2 protein-coding genes are annotated in these 22,116 nt (G+C 72.2%); both read left to right on the forward strand.

What is annotated here, in order from left to right; all coding sequences use genetic code 11:
- Positions 1-4 precede the first annotated feature (4 nt).
- A complete protein-coding gene (locus tag G6N60_RS28900) occupies positions 5-19,171 on the forward strand; it encodes a non-ribosomal peptide synthetase (protein WP_456093997.1) in 19,167 nt (6,388 codons plus the stop codon).
- Positions 19,168-22,098: an MMPL/RND family transporter gene (locus G6N60_RS11995; RefSeq protein ID WP_163737063.1), complete on the forward strand. Its 2,931-nt coding sequence runs from the start codon at positions 19,168-19,170 to the stop codon at positions 22,096-22,098. Before G6N60_RS28900 ends, G6N60_RS11995 begins: the two co-directional genes overlap by 4 nt.
- Positions 22,099-22,116: the final 18 nt, after the last annotated feature.

The raw sequence follows: 22,116 nt of genomic DNA on the forward strand, positions 1-22,116 counted from the left end.
GGGCGTGGACGTCTCGGTGCGGACGATCTTCGAGGCGCCGACCGTGGCGCAGTTGGCGCCGCGCATCGGTCGGGCCGAGGGTGCGGTGGCGCCGCTGGCCCCGATGCCGCGGCCCGAGCGGATCCCGCTGTCCTTCGCCCAGCATCGGCTGTGGTTCGTCGAGCAGCTGCAGGGCCCGTCGGCGGTCTACAACATGCCGGTGGCGCTGCGGCTCACCGGGCCGTTGGACGTGGCCGCGCTGCGCGCCGCGCTGACCGACGTCGTGGCCCGGCACGAGGCGCTGCGCACCGTGTTCGCCGCCCCGGACGGCACGCCCGAGCAGGTGGTCGTGGCAGCCGAGGACGCCGAGATCGCCTGGGACGTGGTGGCTGCCGACGGGTGGAGCGAGGCCCGACTCGCCGAGGCCGCCCGGGCGACGGCGCAGCACGCCTTCGACATCGCCACCGACATTCCGTTGCGGGCGAGCGTGTTTCGCGTGGCTGACGACGAGCACCTGCTGGTCGCCGTCGTGCACCACGTCGCCGCCGACGGCTGGTCGCTGCGGCCGCTGGTGGCCGATCTCGGCGCGGCATATGCCAGCCGGTGCGCCGGTCGGGCCCCCGACTGGGCGCCACTGCCGGTGCAGTACGTCGACTACACGCTGTGGCAGCGCGCGCAGCTCGGTGACCTCGACGACGGTGACAGTCCCATCGCCACCCAGCTCGCGTACTGGGAACGCGCGCTGGCGGACCTGCCCGAACGTCTCGAGCTGCCGACCGACCGGCCCTACCCCTCGGTGGCCGATCAGCGCGGCGCCACGGTCGAGGTGACCTGGCCCGCGGAGCTGCAGCAGCGGGTGGCCCGGGTGGCGCGCGACCACGACGCCACCAGCTTCATGGTGCTCCAGACCGCCCTCGCGGTGCTGCTGTCCGGCCTCACCGCGAGTTCCGATGTCGCCGTGGGATTTCCGATCGCCGGACGCCGTGATAGCGCACTGGACGATCTGGTGGGCTTCTTCGTCAACACCCTGGTCCTGCGCGTCGACCTCGACGGCAACCCCTCGGTCGCGGACCTGCTGGGCCAGGTGCGGGCCCGCAGCCTGGCGGCCTTCGAGAACCAGGACGTGCCGTTCGAGGCGCTGGTCGAGCGGCTCAACCCCAGCCGCAGCCTGACCCACCACCCGCTGGTGCAGGTGATGCTGGGCTGGCAGAACCTGCCGTGGCAGCACGCTGCCGGGGCGGGCTCACTGGCCCTCGACGACCTCGAGGTCACCCCGCTGCCGGTCGACACCGACGTCGCCAGAATGGATGTCGCGTTCTCACTGTCGGAGCGCTGGGGCGAGGACGGGACCGCGGCGGGCATCACCGGCATCGTGGAGTACCGCACCGACGTGTTCGACCGGTCGACCATCGAGGGACTGGTGCGACGGTTCGAGCGCGTGCTCGTCGCGATGACGGCCGATCCGACGCGGACGCTGGCGTCGATCGATCTGCTGTCCGATGCCGAACGGACCCGTCTCGACGGCGTCGGCAACCGGGCGGTGCTCGGCGCGCCGCGGAGCCACGTCTCGATCCCCGAGGCCTTCGCCGTCCACGTCGCCGCGGCGCCGCAGGCCGTGGCGGTCAGCGGCGACGGACCGACCGTGACGTACGCCGAACTCGACGACGCGTCGAATCGCTTGGCGCACATGCTGATCGACGACGGTGTCGGCCCGGGCCGGTGCGTGGCGCTGATGCTGCCGCGGTCCGCCGAAGCGATCGCCGCAATGCTGGCGGTGCTCAAGACCGGGGCCGCCTACCTGCCGATCGACCCGGCGCTGCCGCCGGAGCGCGTCGCGTTCGTCCTCGCCGATGCCGACCCGGTGGCGGTCGTCACCACCGACGAATTCGCTGGCCGCTTCGCCGGTTTCGGCGGGGTGGTGCTCGACGTCGACGACCCCGGCATCGCCACCCATCCCGGCACCGCGGTGTCCGAGGCGCAGCCCGACGACCTGGCCTACGTCATCTACACCTCGGGCACCACGGGCGTGCCCAAGGGCGTCGGGCTGACCCACGCCAACGTGACGCAGCTGCTCGGATCGCTGCGGTCGGACCTGCCGCCCGCCGGGGTGTGGAGCCACGCGCACTCGCTGGCCTTCGACGTGTCGGTGTGGGAGATCTTCGGGGCGCTGCTGCGCGGCGGCCGCGTCGTCGTGATCGCCGACGCGGTGACCAGGTCGGCGGCCGAGCTGCACGCGACGCTGGTGGCCGAGGGCGTCACCGTGCTGACCCAAACGCCTTCCGCGGTCGCCGCGCTGGCGCCGGAGGGAATGTCGGACACGGCGCTCGTCGTCGTGGGTGAGGCGTGCCCGCCGGAGGTCGTCGACCGGTGGGCGGCCGCCTCCCGGGTGATGATCAACGCCTACGGCCCCACCGAGACCACCATGTGCGTGGCGGTCAGCGCACCGCTGGCGGCGGGTTCGGGCGCGGTCCCGATCGGATCGCCGGTCGACGGCGCGGCGCTGTTCGTCCTCGACGCGTGGCTGCGTCCGGTGGCGCCGGGCGTGATCGGAGAGCTCTACGTCGCCGGCGCCGGGCTGGGAGTCGGCTACCTGGGCCGAAAAGAGTTGAGCGCCACGCGATTCGTTGCCTGCCCCTTCGGCGCGCCCGGTCAGCGGATGTACCGCACGGGCGATCTGGTGTGCTGGGGCGCCGACGGTCAGCTGCGCTATCTCGGCCGCGCCGACGAGCAGGTCAAGATCCGTGGCTACCGCATCGAACTCGGCGACGTGCAGGCCGCTCTCGGTGCGGTGGCCGGCGTCGAGCAGGCCGTGGTGATCGCCCGCGAGGACCGTCCCGGCGACACGCGCCTCGTCGGCTACGTCACCGGCACCGCCGACCCCCGCGACGTGCGCGCCGCGGTGGCCACCCGGCTGCCCGCCTACATGGTGCCCGCCGCGGTCGTCGGCATCGACGCCTTGCCGCTGACCGTCAATGGCAAGCTCGACACCCGCGCGCTGCCCGCCCCGGAGTACGTCGTCGGCGCCTACCGGGCGCCCCGCACGCCCGTCGAGGACGTCCTGGCAGGCATCTACGCGGAGCTGCTCGGTCACGATCGCGTCGGCATCGACGACTCGTTCTTCGACCTCGGCGGCGACAGCATCACGGCCATGCGCCTGATCGCCGCCGTCAACACCGGCCTGCGGGCCGACCTCGGGGTGCGCGCGCTGTTCGAGGCGCCGACGATCGCCGAACTCGCCCCGCGGATCGGCGAGGGCACCGACCGGTTGGCGCCGCTCGTGGCGGGCGTGCGGCCCGAGGTCGTCCCACTGTCCTTCGCCCAGCAGCGGCTGTGGTTCCTCGAACAGCTGCAGGGCCCGTCGGCGGTCTACAACCTGGCCACGGCGCTGCGCCTGTCCGGCCGCCTCGACGTGGACGCGCTGCGGGACGCGCTCACCGACGTGATCACCCGGCACGAGAGCCTGCGCACGCTGTTCGTCGCGACGGCCGGCGTACCGCAGCAGGTCGTGCTCCCCGCCGAGCGGGCCGACCTCGGCTGGCAGGTCGTCGACGCCACCTCCTGGCCCGCTGCCCGCCGCGACGAGGCCATCGCCGCCGCGGCGGCCCACGCCTTCGACGTCTCGACCCAAATACCCTTGCGCGCAGTCCTCTTCGTGGTCGGGACCGACGAACACGTACTGGTGGCCGCGGTGCACCACATCGCCGCCGACGGCTGGTCGATCACCCCGCTGGCCCGCGATCTGAGCGTGGCGTACGCGGCGCGTTTCGCGGGCCGGGCCCCGGACTGGGCCCCGCTGCCGGTGCAGTACGTCGACTACGCGCTGTGGCAGCGCGCCCAGTTCGGTGACGCCGCCGACGGCGACAGCCCGCTGGCAGCGCAGGTGGCGTACTGGGAACGGACGCTGACCGGGCTGCCCGAACGCCTGCACCTGCCGACCGACCGGCCCCATCCGCTGATCGCCGACCAGCACGGGGCCACGGTCACCGTCGAGTGGCCCGCCGAGGTGCAGCGGCGCATCGCGCAGACCGCCCGCGAGCACGGCGCCACCAGCTTCATGGTCGTGCAGGCCGCGCTGGCCGCACTGCTGTCGACGCTGGCCGCGACATCCGATGTCGCCGTGGGCTTTCCGATCGCCGGGCGCCGCGACGCTGCGCTCGACGATCTGGTGGGCTTCTTCGTCAACACCCTGGTGCTGCGTGCCGACGTGTCCGGCGATCCCACCTTCGCCGACCTGCTGGCGCAGGTGCAGGGCCGCGCGCTGGAGGCCTTCGAGAACCAGGACGTGTCCTTCGAGGTGCTGGTGGAGCGGCTCAACCCCGCCCGCAGTCTGGCCCACCATCCGCTGGTGCAGGTCATGCTGGCCTGGCAGAACCTGCCGGGTCAGGGCAACGCCCCCGTCGCCGGGCTGGCCCTCGGCGACCTGCACGTCACCCCGATTCCGGTGGACACCAAGACCGCCCGCATGGACCTCGTCATCTCCCTGGGGGAGCGGTGGTCCGCCGACGGCCACCCGGCGGGCATCGGCGGCACCGTCGAATACCGCACCGACCTCTACGACGCGGCGACCGTCGAGACGTTCGTCGCCCGGCTGTACCGGGTGTTGAATGCGGTGACGGCGGACCCGGCGCTGCGGGTGTCGGCGGTGGATCTGCTCGACGATGCCGAGCGGGCGCGGTTGGACGTGGTGGGGAACCGGGCGGCACTCCTGGGCGAAAGCGTCGAAAGTCGTTCGCTGACAGCGCTGTTCGCCGCAAAGGTGGCGCGCACGCCCGATGCGGTGGCGCTGCGGTGGGAGGCGCGGTCGTGGACCTACGCCGAACTCGACGACGCCTCGGAGCGGTGGGCGCGGGTGCTCGCCGCGCGCGGTGCGGGCCAGGGTCGCACGGTGGCGCTGTTGCTGTCGCGGTCGGCGGAGGCGATCACGACGATTCTGGCGGTGCTCAAGACCGGCGCGGCGTACGTGCCGATCGATCCGTCGCTGCCGGCGGCGCGGGTGGAGTTCATGCTCGCCGACGCCGAGCCGGTGGCGGTGGTGACGGCCGGCGACTGGGTCGGTCGGCTGGAGGGTCTCGGAGTCGAGGTCCTCGACGTGCACGACGACCACGAAAGCCATGACGAGACAACGCTTTCGGAGCCGGATCCCGACGACGTCGCCTACCTCATCTACACCTCGGGCACCACGGGCCAGCCCAAGGGCGTGGCGGTGACCCATCGCAACGCCACCCAGCTGTTGACGTCGGACTCGGGACTGCCGCACGCGGGCGTGTGGAGTCAGTGGCATTCGCTGGCGTTCGACGTCTCGGTGTGGGAGATCTTCGGGGCGCTGCTGCATGGCGGTCGCCTGGTCGTGGTGCCCGAGTCGGTGGCGCGGTCACCGCAGGACCTCCATGCGCTGCTCGTCGCCGAGGGCGTCACGGTGTTGAGCCAGACGCCGTCGGCGGCCGGGGCGCTCTCACCCGACGGGCTGGACGGCGTCACGCTGATCGTCGCCGGGGAGGCCTGCACGGGTGAGCTGGTGCGGCGCTGGGCGCCCGGGCGCGTGATGATCAACGCCTACGGTCCGACCGAGGCCACGGTGTACGCGGCCATCAGCGCACCGCTGACCCCGGCGCCCGGGGTGGTGCCGATCGGGTCGCCCGTGCCGGGAGCGGCGGCGTTCGTGCTCGACGACCGGCTGCGCCCGGTGCCCGTCGGCGTGATCGGCGAACTGTACGTGGCGGGTGCGGGGGTGGCGTCGGGGTACGTCCGCCGCGGTGGGCTGACGGCGTCGCGCTTCGTGGCGTGCCCGTTCGGCGGGCCGGGCGCCCGCATGTACCGCACGGGGGATCTGGTGCGCTGGCGCGCCGACGGGCAGCTGGACTATCTGGGCCGCGCCGACGAGCAGGTCAAGATCCGCGGCTACCGCATCGAGCTCGGCGACGTGCGGGCGGCGCTGGCCGGGTTGGGCGGTGTCGCTCAGGCCGCGGTCCTCGCGCGCGAGGACCGCCCCGGCGACACGCGCCTCGTCGCGTACCTGACCGGCACTGCCGATCCACGCGCGGTCCGGGCGGAGCTGGCAGAGCTGTTGCCCGCGTACATGATTCCGGCCGCCGTGGTGTCGGTGCCGGAGCTGCCGCTGACGGCCAACGGCAAGCTCGACGTGCGCGCGCTGCCCGCCCCCGAGTACGCCGCCGACGACTACCGCGCCCCCGGCACGCCCGCCGAGGAGATCCTGGCCGGCATCTTCGCCGACGTCCTCGGCGTGGAGCGCGTCGGGGTGGACGACTCGTTCTTCGACCTCGGCGGCGACAGCATCTCGTCGATGCAGGTGGTGACGCGCGCCAGGGCAGCCGGACTGACGTGCCGCACGCGTGACCTGTTCGTCGAGCAGACCGTCGCGCGGCTGGCCCGGGTGGCGCAGTTCGCCGACGGCGCCACGGCCACGGCCGATCCCGGCATCGGACCGGTGCCGGTCACCCCGATCGCGCGCTGGCTGGCCGAGGTCGACGGACCCGTGGCCGAGTTCAACCAGACCGTGCTCGTTCAGGCCCCGGCCGGCGTCGACGACGCCGACGCGGCGGCGATGCTGCAGGTGCTGCTCGACCGGCACGCGACGCTGCGGATGCGTGCCACGCCCGACGATGCGGCGGGTTGGACTCTGGTCGTGCCCGAGGCGGGGACCGTCGACGCTCGCGACCGCCTGCACGTCGTCGACGTCCTGTCCGACGAGGCCGTGGTGGCGGCGCGGTCGAGGTTGGACCCCGCCGCCGGTGCGATGCTCAGCGCGCTGTGGGTGCGCGGCGCGCGACAGCTGGTCGTGATCGTGCACCACCTCGCGGTCGACGCGGTGTCGTGGCGGATCTTGCTGGAGGACCTGAACATTGCGTGGGCTCAACACCGCGCCGGCCAACCCATTGCGCTGCCCGAGGGCGGGACGTCGTTCCAGCGCTGGGCGCACGCGCTCACCCACCGGGCGCAACACCCGGACGTGGTGGCCACGGCGCAGGCTTGGGCTCGGATCGCGCAGACGCCCGCCGCGCTGCCGGCGATCGAGCCCGACGCCGACACCTTCGCCACCGCCGGTCACCTCACGATGGAACTGGACGTCGAGACCACCGACCTGCTCCTCGGCGCGGTACCCGCGGCCTTCCACGCCGGGGTGCAGGACGTCCTGCTGTTCGGATTCGGTCTGGCCGCACGGGAATTGGTGGGTCATGACACCGACGACATCACCGACGCAATCGTCGTCGACGTCGAGGGTCACGGCAGGTACGAAGAGCTCGGCGACGACGGACTCGACCTGTCCCGCACGGTCGGCTGGTTCACCAGCAAGCACCCGGTGCCGCTGACCCTGGGTGGGGTGTCCTGGGCGCAGGTCATCGCCGGCGACGCGGCGCTGGGCGCGGCGTTCAAGGTTGCCAAGGAACGGCTGCGGGCGCTACCCGATCCGCTGACCTACGGGCTGCTGCGCTACCTGAACGCCGACGTCGACCTCGACGCGCCGGACCCGCCGATCGGCGTCAACTACCTGGGCCGCCAGGGCGGCACGGCAACGCTGTCCGACGAGCTGTGGCGACTCGGCGACGACTGGTCGGCGACGCGTGCGGTCACGGCCATTCCCATGCCGCTGATGCACACCCTGGAGCTGACGGCCTCGGTCGTCGACACCGCGGACGGTCCACGGCTGCACGCCCATTGGACGTGGGCGCGATCGGTGCTCGACGAGGATCGGGTCGGCCGGCTCGGTCGGGCGTGGTTCGACGCGCTCGCCGGGCTCTGTGCCCACGTGCGCGACGGCGGGGGAGGGCTGACGCCATCGGACGTCGCGCCCGCGCGGCTGAGCCAGCAGCAGCTCGACGAACTGGAGGCGCTGCACCCGATCGCCGACGTGCTCCCGCTGACCCCCGTGCAGCAGGGTCTGCTGTTCCACGCCAATGCCGTTGCGGGCGAGGAGGATCCGTACGCCGCCCAGCTCGTCGTCGACGTGACCGGCCCGCTCGAGGCCGACCGTCTCCGCGACGCGCTGCACGCCGTGCTCGCACGGCATCCCAACGTGGCGGCCCGCTTCCATCAGCGCTTCGGGGAACCCGTTGCGCTCATCCCGGCCGATCCCCACTCGTGCTGGCAGTACGTCGACGTGGCCGACGAGGCCGAGATCGACCGCCTGCTCGCCGACGAGCGGGCGGCCGTGTCCGACCTGACCCGCGGGCAGGCGTTCCGGGCCGCGCTGATTCGCGTCGGCCACGAGCGCCACCGGTTCGTGCTGACCAATCACCACATCGTGCTCGACGGCTGGTCCATGCCGATCCTGCTCGGCGAGACCTTTGCCGGCTACCAGGGCCACCGGCTCCCGGCGACGACGCCCTACCGCACGTTCGTCACGTGGCTCGCAGGTCGCGACCGCGACGCCGCCAGGGCGGCCTGGGGCGCGCTGTTCGACGGCTTCGAGACGCCCACGCTCGTCGGCCCCGTCGATCGGCTGGCACGCGGTGGGCGACACGTCGAGACGTTCACGCTGCCGAACGAGATCGCCCTGGCCGCAAGTGAACTGGCGCGTGCACGGCACACCACGGTGAACACCGTGCTGCAGGCGGCGTTCGCCCGTCTGCTGTGCTGGCTGACCGGCCAGCACGACGTCGCCTTCGGCACCACGGTGTCGGGCCGGCCCGCCGAGGTCGCCGGCGTGGAGTCGATGGTCGGCCTGTTCATCAACACCGTCCCGGTGCGAGCGACCCTCACCGCGACCACCACGACCACCGACCTGCTCGCCCAACTGCAGGCCGCCTACACCGACACGCTCGACCACCAGCACACCTCGCTCACCGAGATCCACCGCGTCACCGGGCACGGCCAGCTGTTCGACACCCTCTTCGCCTACGAGAACTACCCGGTCGACCCCGGTGCGCTGACCACCGACGGCGAGCTGGCCATCACCGACGTCGCGGCCCGGGAATCCACCCACTATCCGCTGGCCATGCAGGCGCTGCCCGGGCGCGAGACGACGCTGCGCGTCGAATGCGACACCGACGTGTTCAGGCCCGCCGAGGCGGCCCGGCTGGTCGACCGCTTCCAGCGACTGCTGGTGGCGATGACGTCCGATCCGCACCGTCGGTTGTCGACCCTGGACTTGCTCGACGACGACGAGCGTGCCGAACTCGATCGGTGGGGCAACCGGGCGGTGCTGGACCGGCCGGTGGCGAAGACGTCGGTGGTGGGGTTGTTCGCCGGGCAGGTGGCGGCGCGTGGTGATGCGGTGGCGTTGACGTGTGCGGGTCGGTCGTTGACGTATCGGGAGCTCGACGAGGCGTCGAACCGGCTGGCCCGGGTGTTGGTGGAGCGTGGGGCGGGTCCGGGTCGGGCGGTGGCGTTGATGTTCGCGCGCTCGGCGGAGGCGGTCGTGGCGATTGTGGCGGTGTTGAAGTCGGGGGCGGCGTATTTGCCGATCGATCCGGCGTTGCCCGGGGCGCGGGTGGAGTTCATGGTGGGTGACACCGCGCCGGTGGTGGCGGTGACGACGGCCGATCTGGTGGACCGGTTCTCGAGTTTCGACATGCCTGTGGTGGACGTGGCCGATCCGGTGGTGGCCGCGGCGTCGGTGGCGGCGTTGCCGTTGCCGGATCCCGATGATGTGGCGCACGTGATCTATACCTCGGGGACGACGGGTGTGCCGAAGGGTGTGGCGGTGTCGCAATCCAACGTGGCGCAGTTGTTCGCCGGGTTGGATCTGGGGTTCGCGTTGGGTCCGGATCAGGTGTGGACGCAGTTTCATTCCTATTCGTTCGACTTCTCGGTGTGGGAGATCTGGGGGGCGTTGCTGCACGGTGGGCGGTTGGTGGTGGTGCCCGACGAGGTGGCGCGGTCGGCGGCGGACTTCCACGCGCTGTTGACGGCCGAGGGTGTGACGGTGTTGACCCAAACGCCCTCGGCGGCAGCTGTATTGCCGATCGAGGGGTTGGGGTCGGCGGCGTTGGTGATCGGGGCTGAGCCGTGTCCGCCGGAGTTGGTGGATCGTTGGGCGCCGGGTCGGGTGATGGTCAACGTGTATGGCCCGACGGAGACGACGATGTGGCTGTGCCGCAGTGCGCCGTTGGTGGCGGGGTCGGGGTCACCGCCGATTGGGTCGCCGACGGCGGGGGCGGCGTTCTTCGTCCTCGACGAGTGGCTGCGGCCCGTCGGCCCCGGAGTCGTCGGCGAGCTGTACCTCGCGGGTCGCGGTGTCGGAGTCGGCTACCTCAACCGCTCGGCGCTGACGGCGTCGCGGTTCCTGGCATGCCCGTTCGGGGCGCCGGGTGAGCGGATGTATCGCACCGGAGATCTGGTGCGGTGGCGCTCGGACGGTCAGCTGGACTACCTGGGCCGCGCTGACGAGCAGGTGAAGATCCGGGGTTTCCGCATCGAGTTGGGGGAGGTGCGGTCGGCGTTGGCGGCCCTCGACGGCGTCGAGCAGGCGGCGGTGCTGGCCCGCGAGGACACCCCGGGGGCGAAGCGGCTGGTCGGCTACGTCACCGGATCGGTCGACCCCGCGGCGGCCCGCGCAACGCTGGCCGAGCGGCTGCCCGCCTATCTGGTGCCCGCAGCCGTACTCGTCGTCGACGCCCTGCCGGTGACGGTGAACGGCAAGCTCGACACCCGCGCCCTGCCCGCCCCCGACTACGCGGCGGGGGTCTATCGCGCCCCGGCCAGCCCCACCGAGGAGATCCTGGTCGGCGTGTACGCCCGGGTGCTCGGCGTGGACCGGGTCGGGGTGGACGATTCGTTCTTCGATCTGGGTGGGGATTCGCTGTCGACGATGCGGGTGGTCGCGGCGATCAATGCCGAACTGGGCGTGGACGTCTCGGTGCGGACGATCTTCGAGGCGCCGACCGTGGCGCAGTTGGCGCCCCGCATCGCGCGGGCCGAGGGTGCGGTGGCGCCGCTGGCCCCGATGCCGCGGCCCGAGCGGATCCCGCTGTCCTTCGCCCAGCATCGGCTGTGGTTCGTCGAGCAGCTGCAGGGCCCGTCGGCGGTCTACAACATGGCGGCCGCGCTGCGGTTGACGGGCGAGCTGAACGTCGCGGCGCTGCACGCATCGTTCACCGACGTCGTGGCCCGGCACGAGGCGCTGCGCACCGTGTTCGCCGCCCCGGACGGCACCCCCGAGCAGGTGGTCGTGGCGGCTGAGGACGCGACCTTCGAATGGGCCGTCGTCGAGGCGGCCGGGTGGTCGCAGGACCGCCTGCAGGCCGCCCTGACGGCCGCGGCGGGCGACACGTTCGATCTCGCCACCGACATTCCGTTGCGCGCGTGCGTGTTCCGCGTCGCCGAGGACGAGCACGTGCTGCTGGCCGTCGTGCACCACGTCGCCGCCGACGGCTGGTCGCTGCGGCCGCTGGTGGCCGATCTCGGCGCGGCGTACGCCAGCCGGTGCGCGGGTCAGGCCCCCGACTGGGCGCCGCTGCCGGTGCAGTACGTCGACTACACCCTGTGGCAGCACGCTGAATTCGGCCGTCTGGACGACGAGCACAGTCGGGTCGCCACCCAGCTCGCCTACTGGGAACGGGAATTGGCGGATCTGCCGGAGCGTCTCGACCTCCCCACCGACCGGCCCTACCCGCTGATCGCCGACATGGCGGGCGCCACCGTGACCGTCGACTGGCCGGCCGAGCTGCAGCAGCGGGTCGCCCGGCTCGCGAGCGCGCACCACGCCACCGACTTCATGGTCGTGCAGGCCGCGCTGGTGGCCCTGCTCGGCAGGATGACGGCGAGTTCCGATGTCGCCGTGGGCTTTCCGATCGCCGGACGCCGCGATCCCGCGCTCGACGATCTGGTGGGCTTCTTCGTCAACACCCTGGTGCTGCGGGCCGACGTGTCCGACGATCCCACCTTCGCCGACCTGCTGGAGCAGGTGCGGGCGCGCAGCCTGGCGGCCTTCGAGAACCAGGACGTGCCGTTCGAGGTGCTCGTCGAACGGCTCAACCCCACGCGCAGTCTGGCCCACCACCCGCTGGTGCAGGTCATGCTGGCGTGGCAGAACTTCGCCGGGCTCAGCGACCCCGCCGCCGGCTCCGGACTCAAGGGTCTGGAGGCCACGTCGGTTCCGCTCGGCTCCCAGTCCGCCCGCATGGACCTGACACTGTCGCTGGCGCAGCGATGGACCGGGACCGGCGCGCCCGCCGGCATCGGCGGCGAGGTGGAGTTCCGCACCGACGTGTTCGACGCGGCGACCGTCGAGGCGTTCGTCACCAGGCTGCACCGGATGCTGAGTGCGGTGACGGCGGACCCGGCGCTGCGGGTGTCGGCGGTGGATCTGCTCGACGATGCCGAGCGGGCTCGGTTGGACGTGGCGGGCAACCGGGCGGCACTCCTGGGCGAAAGCGTCGAAAGCCGTTCGTTGACAGCGCTGTTCGCAGCACATGTGGCGCGCACGCCCGATGCGGTGGCGCTGCGGTGGGAGGCGCGGTCGTGGTCCTACGCCGAGCTCGACGAGGCCTCGGAGCGGTGGGCGCGGGTGTTGGCCGCGCGCGGTGCGGGCCGGGGTCGCACGGTGGCGCTGGTGCTGTCGCGGTCGGCGGAGGCCATCACGACGATTCTGGCGGTGCTCAAGACCGGCGCGGCGTACGTGCCGATCGATCCGTCGCTGCCGGTGGCGCGGGTGGAGTTCATGCTCGCCGACGCCGAGCCGGCCGTGGTGGTTTCGGCGGGCGACTGGGTCGGTCGGCTGAACGGTCTCGGGGTCGAGGTCCTCGACGTGCACGTCGAGCACGAAAGCGAGTACGGCACAACACTTTCGGAGCCAGACCCCGGCGACGTCGCCTACCTCATCTACACCTCGGGCACCACGGGCCAGCCCAAGGGTGTGGCGGTGACGCACCGCAACGCCGCCCAGCTGCTGACGTCGGACGTCGGGTTGCCGCGCGGCGGCGTGTGGAGTCAGTGGCACTCACTGGCGTTCGACGTCTCGGTGTGGGAGATCTTCGGGGCGCTGCTGCATGGCGGTCGCCTCGTCGTGGTGCCCGAGTCGACGGCGCGGTCGCCGCAGGACCTGCACGCGCTGCTGCGTGACGAGGACGTCACTGTACTCACCCAAACTCCCTCGGCCGCAATGATGTTGGAGCCGCACGGTCTGGCGGTGACGACGCTGGTCGTGGCGGGCGAGGCCTGCCCGTCGGAGCTGGTGGACAGGTGGGCGCCCACCCACGTCATGGTCAACGCCTACGGTCCGACCGAGGCCACCATCTACGCGACGGTCAGCGCGCCGCTGTCGTCGGGGGCGGCCGCGGTGCCCATCGGAACCCCGGTGCCCGGCGCGGCGACCTTCGTGCTCGACGACGCGCTGCGCCCCGTCCCCATCGGCGTCGTCGGCGAGCTGTACGTCGCGGGCGGTGGCGTCGCGGCCGGATACGTCCGCCGCGGTGGGCTCACGGCCTCGCGGTTCGTGGCGTGCCCCTTCGGCGCGCCGGGCACGCGGATGTACCGGACGGGCGATCTGGTGCGACTGCGCGCCGACGGGCAGCTGCAGTACCTGGGCCGCGCCGACGAGCAGGTCAAGATCCGCGGCTACCGCATCGAACTCGGCGACGTGCAGGCGGCGCTGGCCGGTGTGGACGGGGTCACGCAGGCGGCGGTGCTCGCGCGGGAGGACCGCCCCGGCGACACGCGCCTCGTCGGTTACGTGACCGGCGACGTCGACCCGGCCGCCGCGCGCACCGCGCTCGGCACCCGGTTGCCCGGCTACATGGTGCCCGCCGCCGTGGTGGTCATGCCCGCGCTCCCGCTGACCCCCAACGGCAAGCTCGACAGGCGGGCGCTGCCCGCACCGGTGTACGGCGACGTCGACGCCTACCGCGCGCCCGGCACGCCCGCCGAGGAGATCCTGGCGGGCATCTACGCCGAGGTGCTCGGTCTGCCGCGCGTGGGCGTCGACGACTCGTTCTTCGAACTGGGCGGCGACAGCATCATGTCGATGCAGGTGGTGGCCAGGGCCCGGGCAGCCGGGCTGACGTGCCGACCGCGCGACCTGTTCGTCGAACAGACCGTGGCCCGGCTCGCCCTGGTGGCCGGTGAGGTCGGCGGCCCGTCCGACGACGCCGACGACGGGGTCGGACCCGTGATCCCCACCCCGATCATGAAGTGGCTCGGGGAGATTCGCGACGCCGGTGGCGACGTAGCTCAGTTCAACCAAACCGTCGTGGTGCAGGCCCCGGCCGGGGTGGTGCACGACGACGTTGCGGTCGTCCTGCAGGCCGTGCTGGACCGCCACCCCATGCTGCGGTTGCGGGTCGAGGACGACTGGTCGATGCGGACGACCGAGGTCGGCTCGGTCGCCGCGCGCGACTGCCTGCTCGTCGCCGACGACCTGTCCGAACAGAGTGTGATGGCGGCGCGGTCGCGGTTGGATCCGACGGCCGGGGTCGTCCTCAGCGCGGTGTGGGCGAACCGGACGCGGCAGCTGGCGCTGATGATCCACCACCTCGCCGTCGATGGGGTGTCGTGGCGAATCCTGTTGGAGGACCTCAACGTCGCCTGGGCCCAGCACCGGGCTGGGCAGCCCATCGCGCTGCCCGCGGGCGGAACGTCGTTCGCCAGGTGGGCCGAACTCCTGGCGGCGCACGCGGACTCGGCCGACGTCCTGGCCGCGGCCGACGCGTGGCGACGCGTCGCGGCGACCCCGGCGGCCCTGGTGAACCTTCCCCCGGTGCAGCCGGCGGTCGACACCTTCGCCACCGCCGGGCGACTGTCGATCGCCCTCGAGGACGCCGAGGTGGTGCAGGCGCTGCTGCGCGAGGCGCCCGCGGCGTTCCACGCCGGCATCAACGACGTCCTGCTGATCGGATTCGCCTTGGCGGCAGCCGAATTCGTGGGGAACGCGGCCGCGCCAATCGCCATCGACGTCGAAGGCCACGGTCGGCACGAGGAGTTGCGCCGCGACGTCGACCTGTCCCGCACCGTCGGGTGGTTCACCGCCGCGTACCCGGTCTCCCTGGAGCTGGGCGGCCTGAGCTGGGCGCACGTCGTCGCCGGGGACGCCGCCCTGGGAGCGGTGATCAAGCGCGCCAAGGAACAGCTGCGGGCACTGCCCGACGGCCTCACCCACGGTCTGCTGCGGTATGCGCACCCCGACGTCGACCTCGAGACGCCGGACCCGTCGATCGGCTTCAACTACCTCGGCAGGCTCGGCGGTGGCGCCGAGGTGTCCGACGACCTGTGGCAGATCGCCAGCGATGGTGCGTCGTTCGCGGCCGCGGCCACGGCGATCGCGATGCCGCTCGTGCACACCGTCGAACTCAACGCGGGCACCCTGGACACCGAGGCCGGCCCAGCACTGCACGCCACGTGGACGTGGGCGCCCTCGGCGCTGGACCGCGAGGCGGTCACCCGGTTTGCCACGCTGTGGTTCGAGGCGCTGTCGGGCATCGCCGCCCACGTCCGCGCCGGCGGCGGTGGGCTGACGCCGTCGGACGTGGTGCCCGCGCGGCTGACCCAGGACCAGATCGACGACCTGGCCCGGCGGCACCGCGTCGCCGACGTCCTGCCGGCCACGCCCCTGCAGCAGGGGTTGCTGTTTCACGCCCGCACCGCGGCGGCGGGCTCCGACGCCTACGCCGTGCAGCTGGACCTGACGCTCACCGGGCCGCTGGATCCGCACCGCCTGCGGGAGGCGGTGCGCGCCGTCGCCCACCGCCATCCCCACCTGGCCGCGCGCTTCTGCGAGGAGTTCGACGAGCCGGTCCAGATCATCCCGGCCGACCCCGACATCGGTTGGCAGTACCGGGATCTCGGCGCCGACGCCGACGTCGAGGAGCGCCTCGCCGATCTGCGGGCCGCCGAACGGGCCGCGGTCTGCGAGCTCGGTGACGCACCGCCATTGCGCATCGCCGTGGTGCGCACCGCCGCCGACCGCCACCACATGCTGCTCACCAACCACCACGTGGTGATGGACGGTTGGTCGCTTCCGGTGCTGCTGCACGAGATCTTCGCGGGCTACCACGGCCAGCGCCTGCCCGCGGCGCTGCCCTACCGCAGGTTCGTCGAGTGGCTGGCCGGGCGGGATCTGGACGCTGCCCGGGCGGCCTGGGGCGAGGTGCTCGCCGGGTTCGACACCCCGACGCTGGTCGGTTCGACGGCGGGGTTCGCGGCGGGCGCCCGCGGCGTGACGTCCCGCGAGATCCCCGAGGCCATCACCCGGGCGGTCGGCGACCTGGCCCGCGTGCGCCACACCACCGTCAACGTCGTCCTGCAGGGTGCCTTCGCGCAGCTGCTGGCCCAGTGGACCGGACACCACGACGTGGTGTTCGGCACGGTGGTGTCGGGTCGGCCCACCGACGTCGCCGGCGCCGACGCCATGGTCGGCCTGATGATCAACACGGTGCCGGTGCGGGCCAACCTGGCTCCGACGACGAATGCCTCGGATCTCCTCGACGGGTTGCAGCGGGCTTGGGCGGCGACGGTCGAACACCAGCATCTCGCGCTGTCGGAGATGCATCGAATCACCGGTCGGGACAAGCTCTTCGACACGCTGTTCGCCTTCGAGAACTACCCCGTGGACGCCGCAGCGTCCGGCGGCGGCAGCGAGCTGGCGATCACCGACGTCATCACCCACGAGCAGAACCACTATCCGTTGACGATGCAGGCGACGCCCGGTCGGACCCTGCGCCTGCGCGTCGAGTACGACACCGCGGTTCTGCCCGCCGCCGACGTGGACGCGTTCCTGGCGCGGTTCGAGCGGGTGCTGGACGCGATGACCGAGGAGCCCACCCGGCCGTTGTCAACACTGAATCTCCTCGCCGTCGACGAGGCCCGTCGTCTCGACGAGGTGGGAGTGCGCGCGGCGTCGACCGTGACCCCCGCCTCGATCCCCGAGCTGTTCGCCGCGCAGGTGGAACGGACGCCCGCGGCGGTCGCGGTGCGCTTCGAGGGCCGGTCGACGACCTACCGTGAGCTCGACCAGGCCGCCAATCGGCTTGCGCGCCAGCTGGTTTCGCTGGGCGCCGGCCCGGGGGAGACCGTGGCCGTGCTGTTCCCGCGGACGCGGGACGCCGTCGTCGCGATCCTGGCGGTGCTCAAGTCGGGGGCCGCCTATCTGCCCATCGATCCGGCGTCGACCGACGATCGGGTGGCCTTCCTGCTCGCCGACACCGCCCCGGTCGCGGCACTCTCGACCGGTGACCTGGCCGCGCGCGTCGCCGGGTCCGGCGTGCCGGTGCTGGGCGTGGACGACGCGGGCATCGCCGCCCGGCCCGCCGATCCGCTGCCCCCACCCGCTCCCGGCGACGTCGCCTACGTCGTCTACACCTCGGGCACCACGGGGGTGCCGAAGGGCGTGGCGGTCACGCACGCCAACGTCGCCGCGCAGTTCGGCTCGGCCCATCCCGGCCTCCCCGTCGGCGGAGCATGGACGCAGTGTCACTCCTACGCCTTCGACTTCTCGGTGTGGGAGCTCTGGGGCGCGCTGCTGCACGGCGGCCGCCTCGTCGTCGTCCCGGAGTCCGTGACGGCCTCGCCCGCGGACCTCCACCGCCTGCTGATCGCCGAACGCGTCGACGTCCTCACCCAGACGCCGTCGGCGGCGGCACTGCTCGCACCGGAGGGCCTGGAGGCGGTGACGCTGCTGGTGGGTGGCGAGGCCTGCCCGCCCGAGCTGGTGGACCGGTGGGCTCCGCACCGGGTGATGATCAACGCCTACGGCCCGACCGAGACGACGGTGTACGCCTCCACCACCGCGGCGCTGAGCGCCGGTGCGGGCGGCCCCGTCCCGATCGGTGCCCCGGTGCCCGGCGCCACCCTGTACGTCCTGGACCCGTGGCTGCGCCGGGTGCCGCCGGGTGCGGTCGGCGAGCTGTACGTCGCGGGCCCCGCCACCAGCCTCGGGTACGTGCGGCGGTCGGCGTTGACGGCGGCACGGTTCGTGGCGTGCCCGTTCGGTGGCGTCGGGACGCGGATGTACCGGACCGGCGACCTGGTGCGGTGGCGGCCCGACGGGCAGCTGCAGTACCTGGGCCGCGCCGACGAGCAGGTGAAGATCCGTGGCTTCCGCGTGGAGCTCGGCGAGGTCAGGGCGGCACTGGCCGGCCTCGACGGGGTGCGGCAGTCCGCGGTGCTGGTGCGCGAGGATCGGCCGGGTGACGCCCGCCTGGTCGGATACGTCACGGGGTCGGTCGATCCGGTGGCGCTGCGTGCCGAGCTGGCCGACCGGCTCCCCGCGGCCCTGGTGCCCGCGGCGGTGGTGGTCGTGCCCGAGCTGCCCATGACCGTCAACGGCAAGCTCGACGCCCGGGCCCTGCCCGCCCCGGAGTACCGCACGGGTGTCTACCGCGCGCCCGGCACCCCCGTCGAGGAGGCCTTGGCCGGGGTCTTCGGTCGCGTCCTCGGCGTCGAGCGGGTGGGCGTCGACGAGTCCTTCTTCGACCTCGGCGGCGACAGCATCTCGGCGATGCGACTCGTCGCGGCGATCAACGCCGAGCTCGCGGCCGAGGTGTCGGTCGCCGCCGTCTTCGAGGCCCCGACCGTCGAGGCGTTGAGCGAGCGCCTGTCGGGGGCCGACGACGCGGCCGCTGCCATCCCGCCGGTGCAGGTGCTGCGGACCGGTACGGGCGTACCACTGTTCGGACTGCCCGCGGTGAGCGGGCTCAGCTGGCCGTACCTCGCGCTCGGCGCGCACGTGACGGGCCCGATCGTCGGCGTCCAGCAGAGCCTCGGCGACGGCGAGGTCGAACCCGGCTCGCTGCGGGACATGGCGGCCACCTACGCCGACCGCATCCAGGCGCACCATCCCGACGGGCCCTACCACCTCGTCGGCTGGTCCTTCGGCGGCGTCGTCGCGCACGCGGTGGCCGTCGAACTCGAGCGCCGCGGCGCCGCGGTCCCACGGGTGATCCTGCTCGACGCCGAGCCGAGCCTCAGCGCGTTGGCCGGGCACGCCGTCGATCGCCGGCAACTCGAGGAATGGAGTCGATACGATCGGCTCCTGGATCACATCGTGCAGAACTACGACACGAACGTTCGGCTGTATCGCGACCACGAAGCGGGCGTCTTCGGTGGTGACCTCGTCGTGTTCTCCGCCGAGCGCGACGGCACCGACCGCGCCGGGTACCTCGAAGGCCGCTGGCGGCCCCATGCGACGGGAGAGGTCACCGTCATTCCCGTCGACTGCGCGCACGACGAGATGCTGAGCGAGTCCGCCCTGCGGTCCTACGGGTCGCGGCTGCACGCACTGCTCGATGGCGAGCCCGGGTGAGCGGGGTCGGCGGCGGGTTCGACCGGTTGGCGCGCGTCGTCGTCCGCCGGCCGTGGTGGGTGATCGCGACCTGGCTGCTAGTGGTGGCGGTGTTGTCGGTGGCCGTGCCGCCGCTGATGACGTTGGCGAGCGACCGCAATCAGGAACTGCTGCCCGCCGACTCGGCGGTGATGGCCGCGACCCGGCAGATGACCAAGGCCTTCGACGAGCCGGGCATCCAGAACATCGCCCTGGTCGTGCTGACCGACGAGCGCGGGTTGACGAAGGCCGACGAGGACGTCTACCGCACCCTGGCGGACAGGTTGGAACGCGACCGGCGCGACGTGGTCATGGTGCAGGACTTCATCTCTCAGCCGCCGCTGCGCGACGTCATGCAGAGCAAGGATCACCGCGCCTGGTTCATGCCCGTCGGCATCGCGGGCGAGCTGGGGTCGACGGAGTCCAACGAGGCCTATCAACGGGTCGTGGGGATCGTCCGCGAGACCGTCGCGGGCTCGTCGCTCGACATGCACATGACGGGCCTCACCGCGACGGTCGCCGAACGCGAGCAACTCGGGCTGCGCGATCTGCGGGTCATCGAGACCGCGACGATCGTCATGGTCCTGCTGATCCTGCTCGTGGTGTACCGCAACGTCTTCACCATCCTGCTGCCGCTCGTGACCATCGGCGTGTCACAGGCCGCGGCGACGCAGGTGGTGGCCGCGCTGGCGCAGCTGGGGCTGGCCATCTCCCAGCAGACCCTCGTCTTCATGAGCGCGATGATGATCGGCGCCGGTGTCGACTATGCCGTGTTCCTGATCAGTCGCTATCACGAATACCTGCGCCAGGGCCTGGATTCCGACGAGGCGGTCGCCCGGTCGATGACGGCCATCGGCAAGGTGATCGCCGCGTCCGCGGCCACCGTGGCGGTCACCTTCCTCGGCATGGGCTTCACGACGCTGAAGGTGTTCTCCACCACCGGTCCCGCGCTCGCGGTGTCGATCGCCGTCGCGTTCCTGGCCGCGATCACGCTGCTGCCCGCGATCCTGGTCCTCGGGGGACGCCGCGGCTGGGCCAAGCCGAGACGTGAACTCACCAACCGGTTCTGGCGTCGGTCGGGCATCCACATCGTGCGGCGGCCGGTCCTGCACCTGGTGGCCAGCCTCGTCGTGCTGGTCCCGTTGGCGGCGTGCGTGCTCGCGCTGCACACCAGTTACGACGCGCGCACCACGCTGCCGCCGACCGCCGAGAGCAACGTCGGCATGGCCGCGATCGAGCGGCACTTCCCGGCCAGTCTCACCGCGCCGCAGTACCTCTTCATCCAGTCCCCGCACGACCTGCGCACCACCAAGGCGCTGTCGGATCTGGAGCAGATGGCACAGCGGGTCGCGCAGCTGCCGGACATCGGATCGGTGCGCGGCGTCACCCGGCCCACCGGCACCCCGCTGGAGCAGGCCACGCTGAGCTACCAGGCCGGCGAGATCGGCAACAAGCTCGCCGACGCGTCGTCCAAGATCGCGGCGAGTACCGACGCGCGCAAGGCACTGACCGGCGGCGCCGACAAGCTGGCCGACAGCCTCGCCATGGTGCGCGGCCAACTGACGAAGACCACCGCGACGCTCGACGGGCTGCGGGCGACCATCGCCAACGTGCGCAACCAGCTGTCCGACTCCGAGGCGTTCCAACAGATCGAGGCCGCGCTCGCCACGCAGCGCGCCGACGGCGACCCCGCTCAGTCGAGCCTCGGCAACCTGTCCGACACCGCCGGTCTGGCCAACGACGTGCTCGACCGGCTGAACGCCGATCCCAACTGCGACCCCGACCCGTCGTGCGCCCCGCTGAAGGACCGGCTGAGCAAGCTCGTCGACACCCTGCATCGCGTCCAGCCGTCGCTGGACGCCGCGGTCAAGTCGATGCGCGGGCTCGGCATGGGCGGCTCGGGAGGCGGCCTGCAGAAGAGCTTGGCCACCCTGGACCAGGGCGCCGCCGCGCTGGCCGAGGGCAGCCGCAAGATCGCCGATGGCGTGCGGACGCTCGACGATCAGACCAAGACCCTCGGCGAGGGGCTGTCGCACGCGTCGGCATTCCTGCTGGCGATGAAGCTCAACGCGTCCGACCCCGGCGCGTCGGGCTTCTACATCTCCCCGGAGATCCTAGGCAACGACCAATTCAAGGATCTCGCGCGGGTCTTCATGTCGAAGGACGGGCACTCGGCGCGCTACCTGGTGCAGTCGACGCTCGACCCGTACGACACCAAGGCCATGGATCAGGTCAAGACCATTCTCGCCACGGCTCGGGGAGCGCAGGCCAACACGTCGCTGGCCGACGCCTCGGTCTCGATGTCGGGGATGACGCCCTACTACAGCGAACTGCGCGACTACTACGACCACGATCTGCTCTTCATCGTCGTGATGACGGTCGTCGTGGTGTTCGCCATCCTGGTGCTCCTGCTGCGGGCGGTGGTGGCGCCGCTCTACCTGGTGGGCACGGTCATCCTGTCGTGCCTGTCCTCCCTCGGCATCGGGGTGCTGGTGCTGCAGGTCATCGGCGGTCAGTCGATGACCGCGAGCACGCCGGGGATGGCGTTCATCGTCCTGGTCGCCGTCGGCGCCGACTACAACATGCTGCTGATCTCGCGGATCCGGGACGAGTCGCCGCACGGGATCCGCTCCGGCGTCATCCGCACGGTGCGCACGACCGGCAGCGTCATCACCTCGGCGGGTCTCATCTTCGCCGCCCCGATGTTCGCCATGGTGTTCAGCAGCATCGGGTCGATGGTGCAGGGCGGCTTCATCATCGGCGTCGGCCTGTTGCTCGACACGTTCATCGTCCGCACCATCACCGTGCCCGCGCTGGCCGTGCTGATGGGCAAGGCGAACTGGTGGCCGTCGGGCCGGCGCCGGGTGTCTGGGGGCGACATCGCGCCGGCGGGCGTCACCATCGGATGACGATCGTCAACGAATGAT

The sequence above is a fragment of the Mycolicibacterium madagascariense genome, from assembly GCF_010729665.1.
Lineage (GTDB): Bacteria > Actinomycetota > Actinomycetes > Mycobacteriales > Mycobacteriaceae > Mycobacterium > Mycobacterium madagascariense.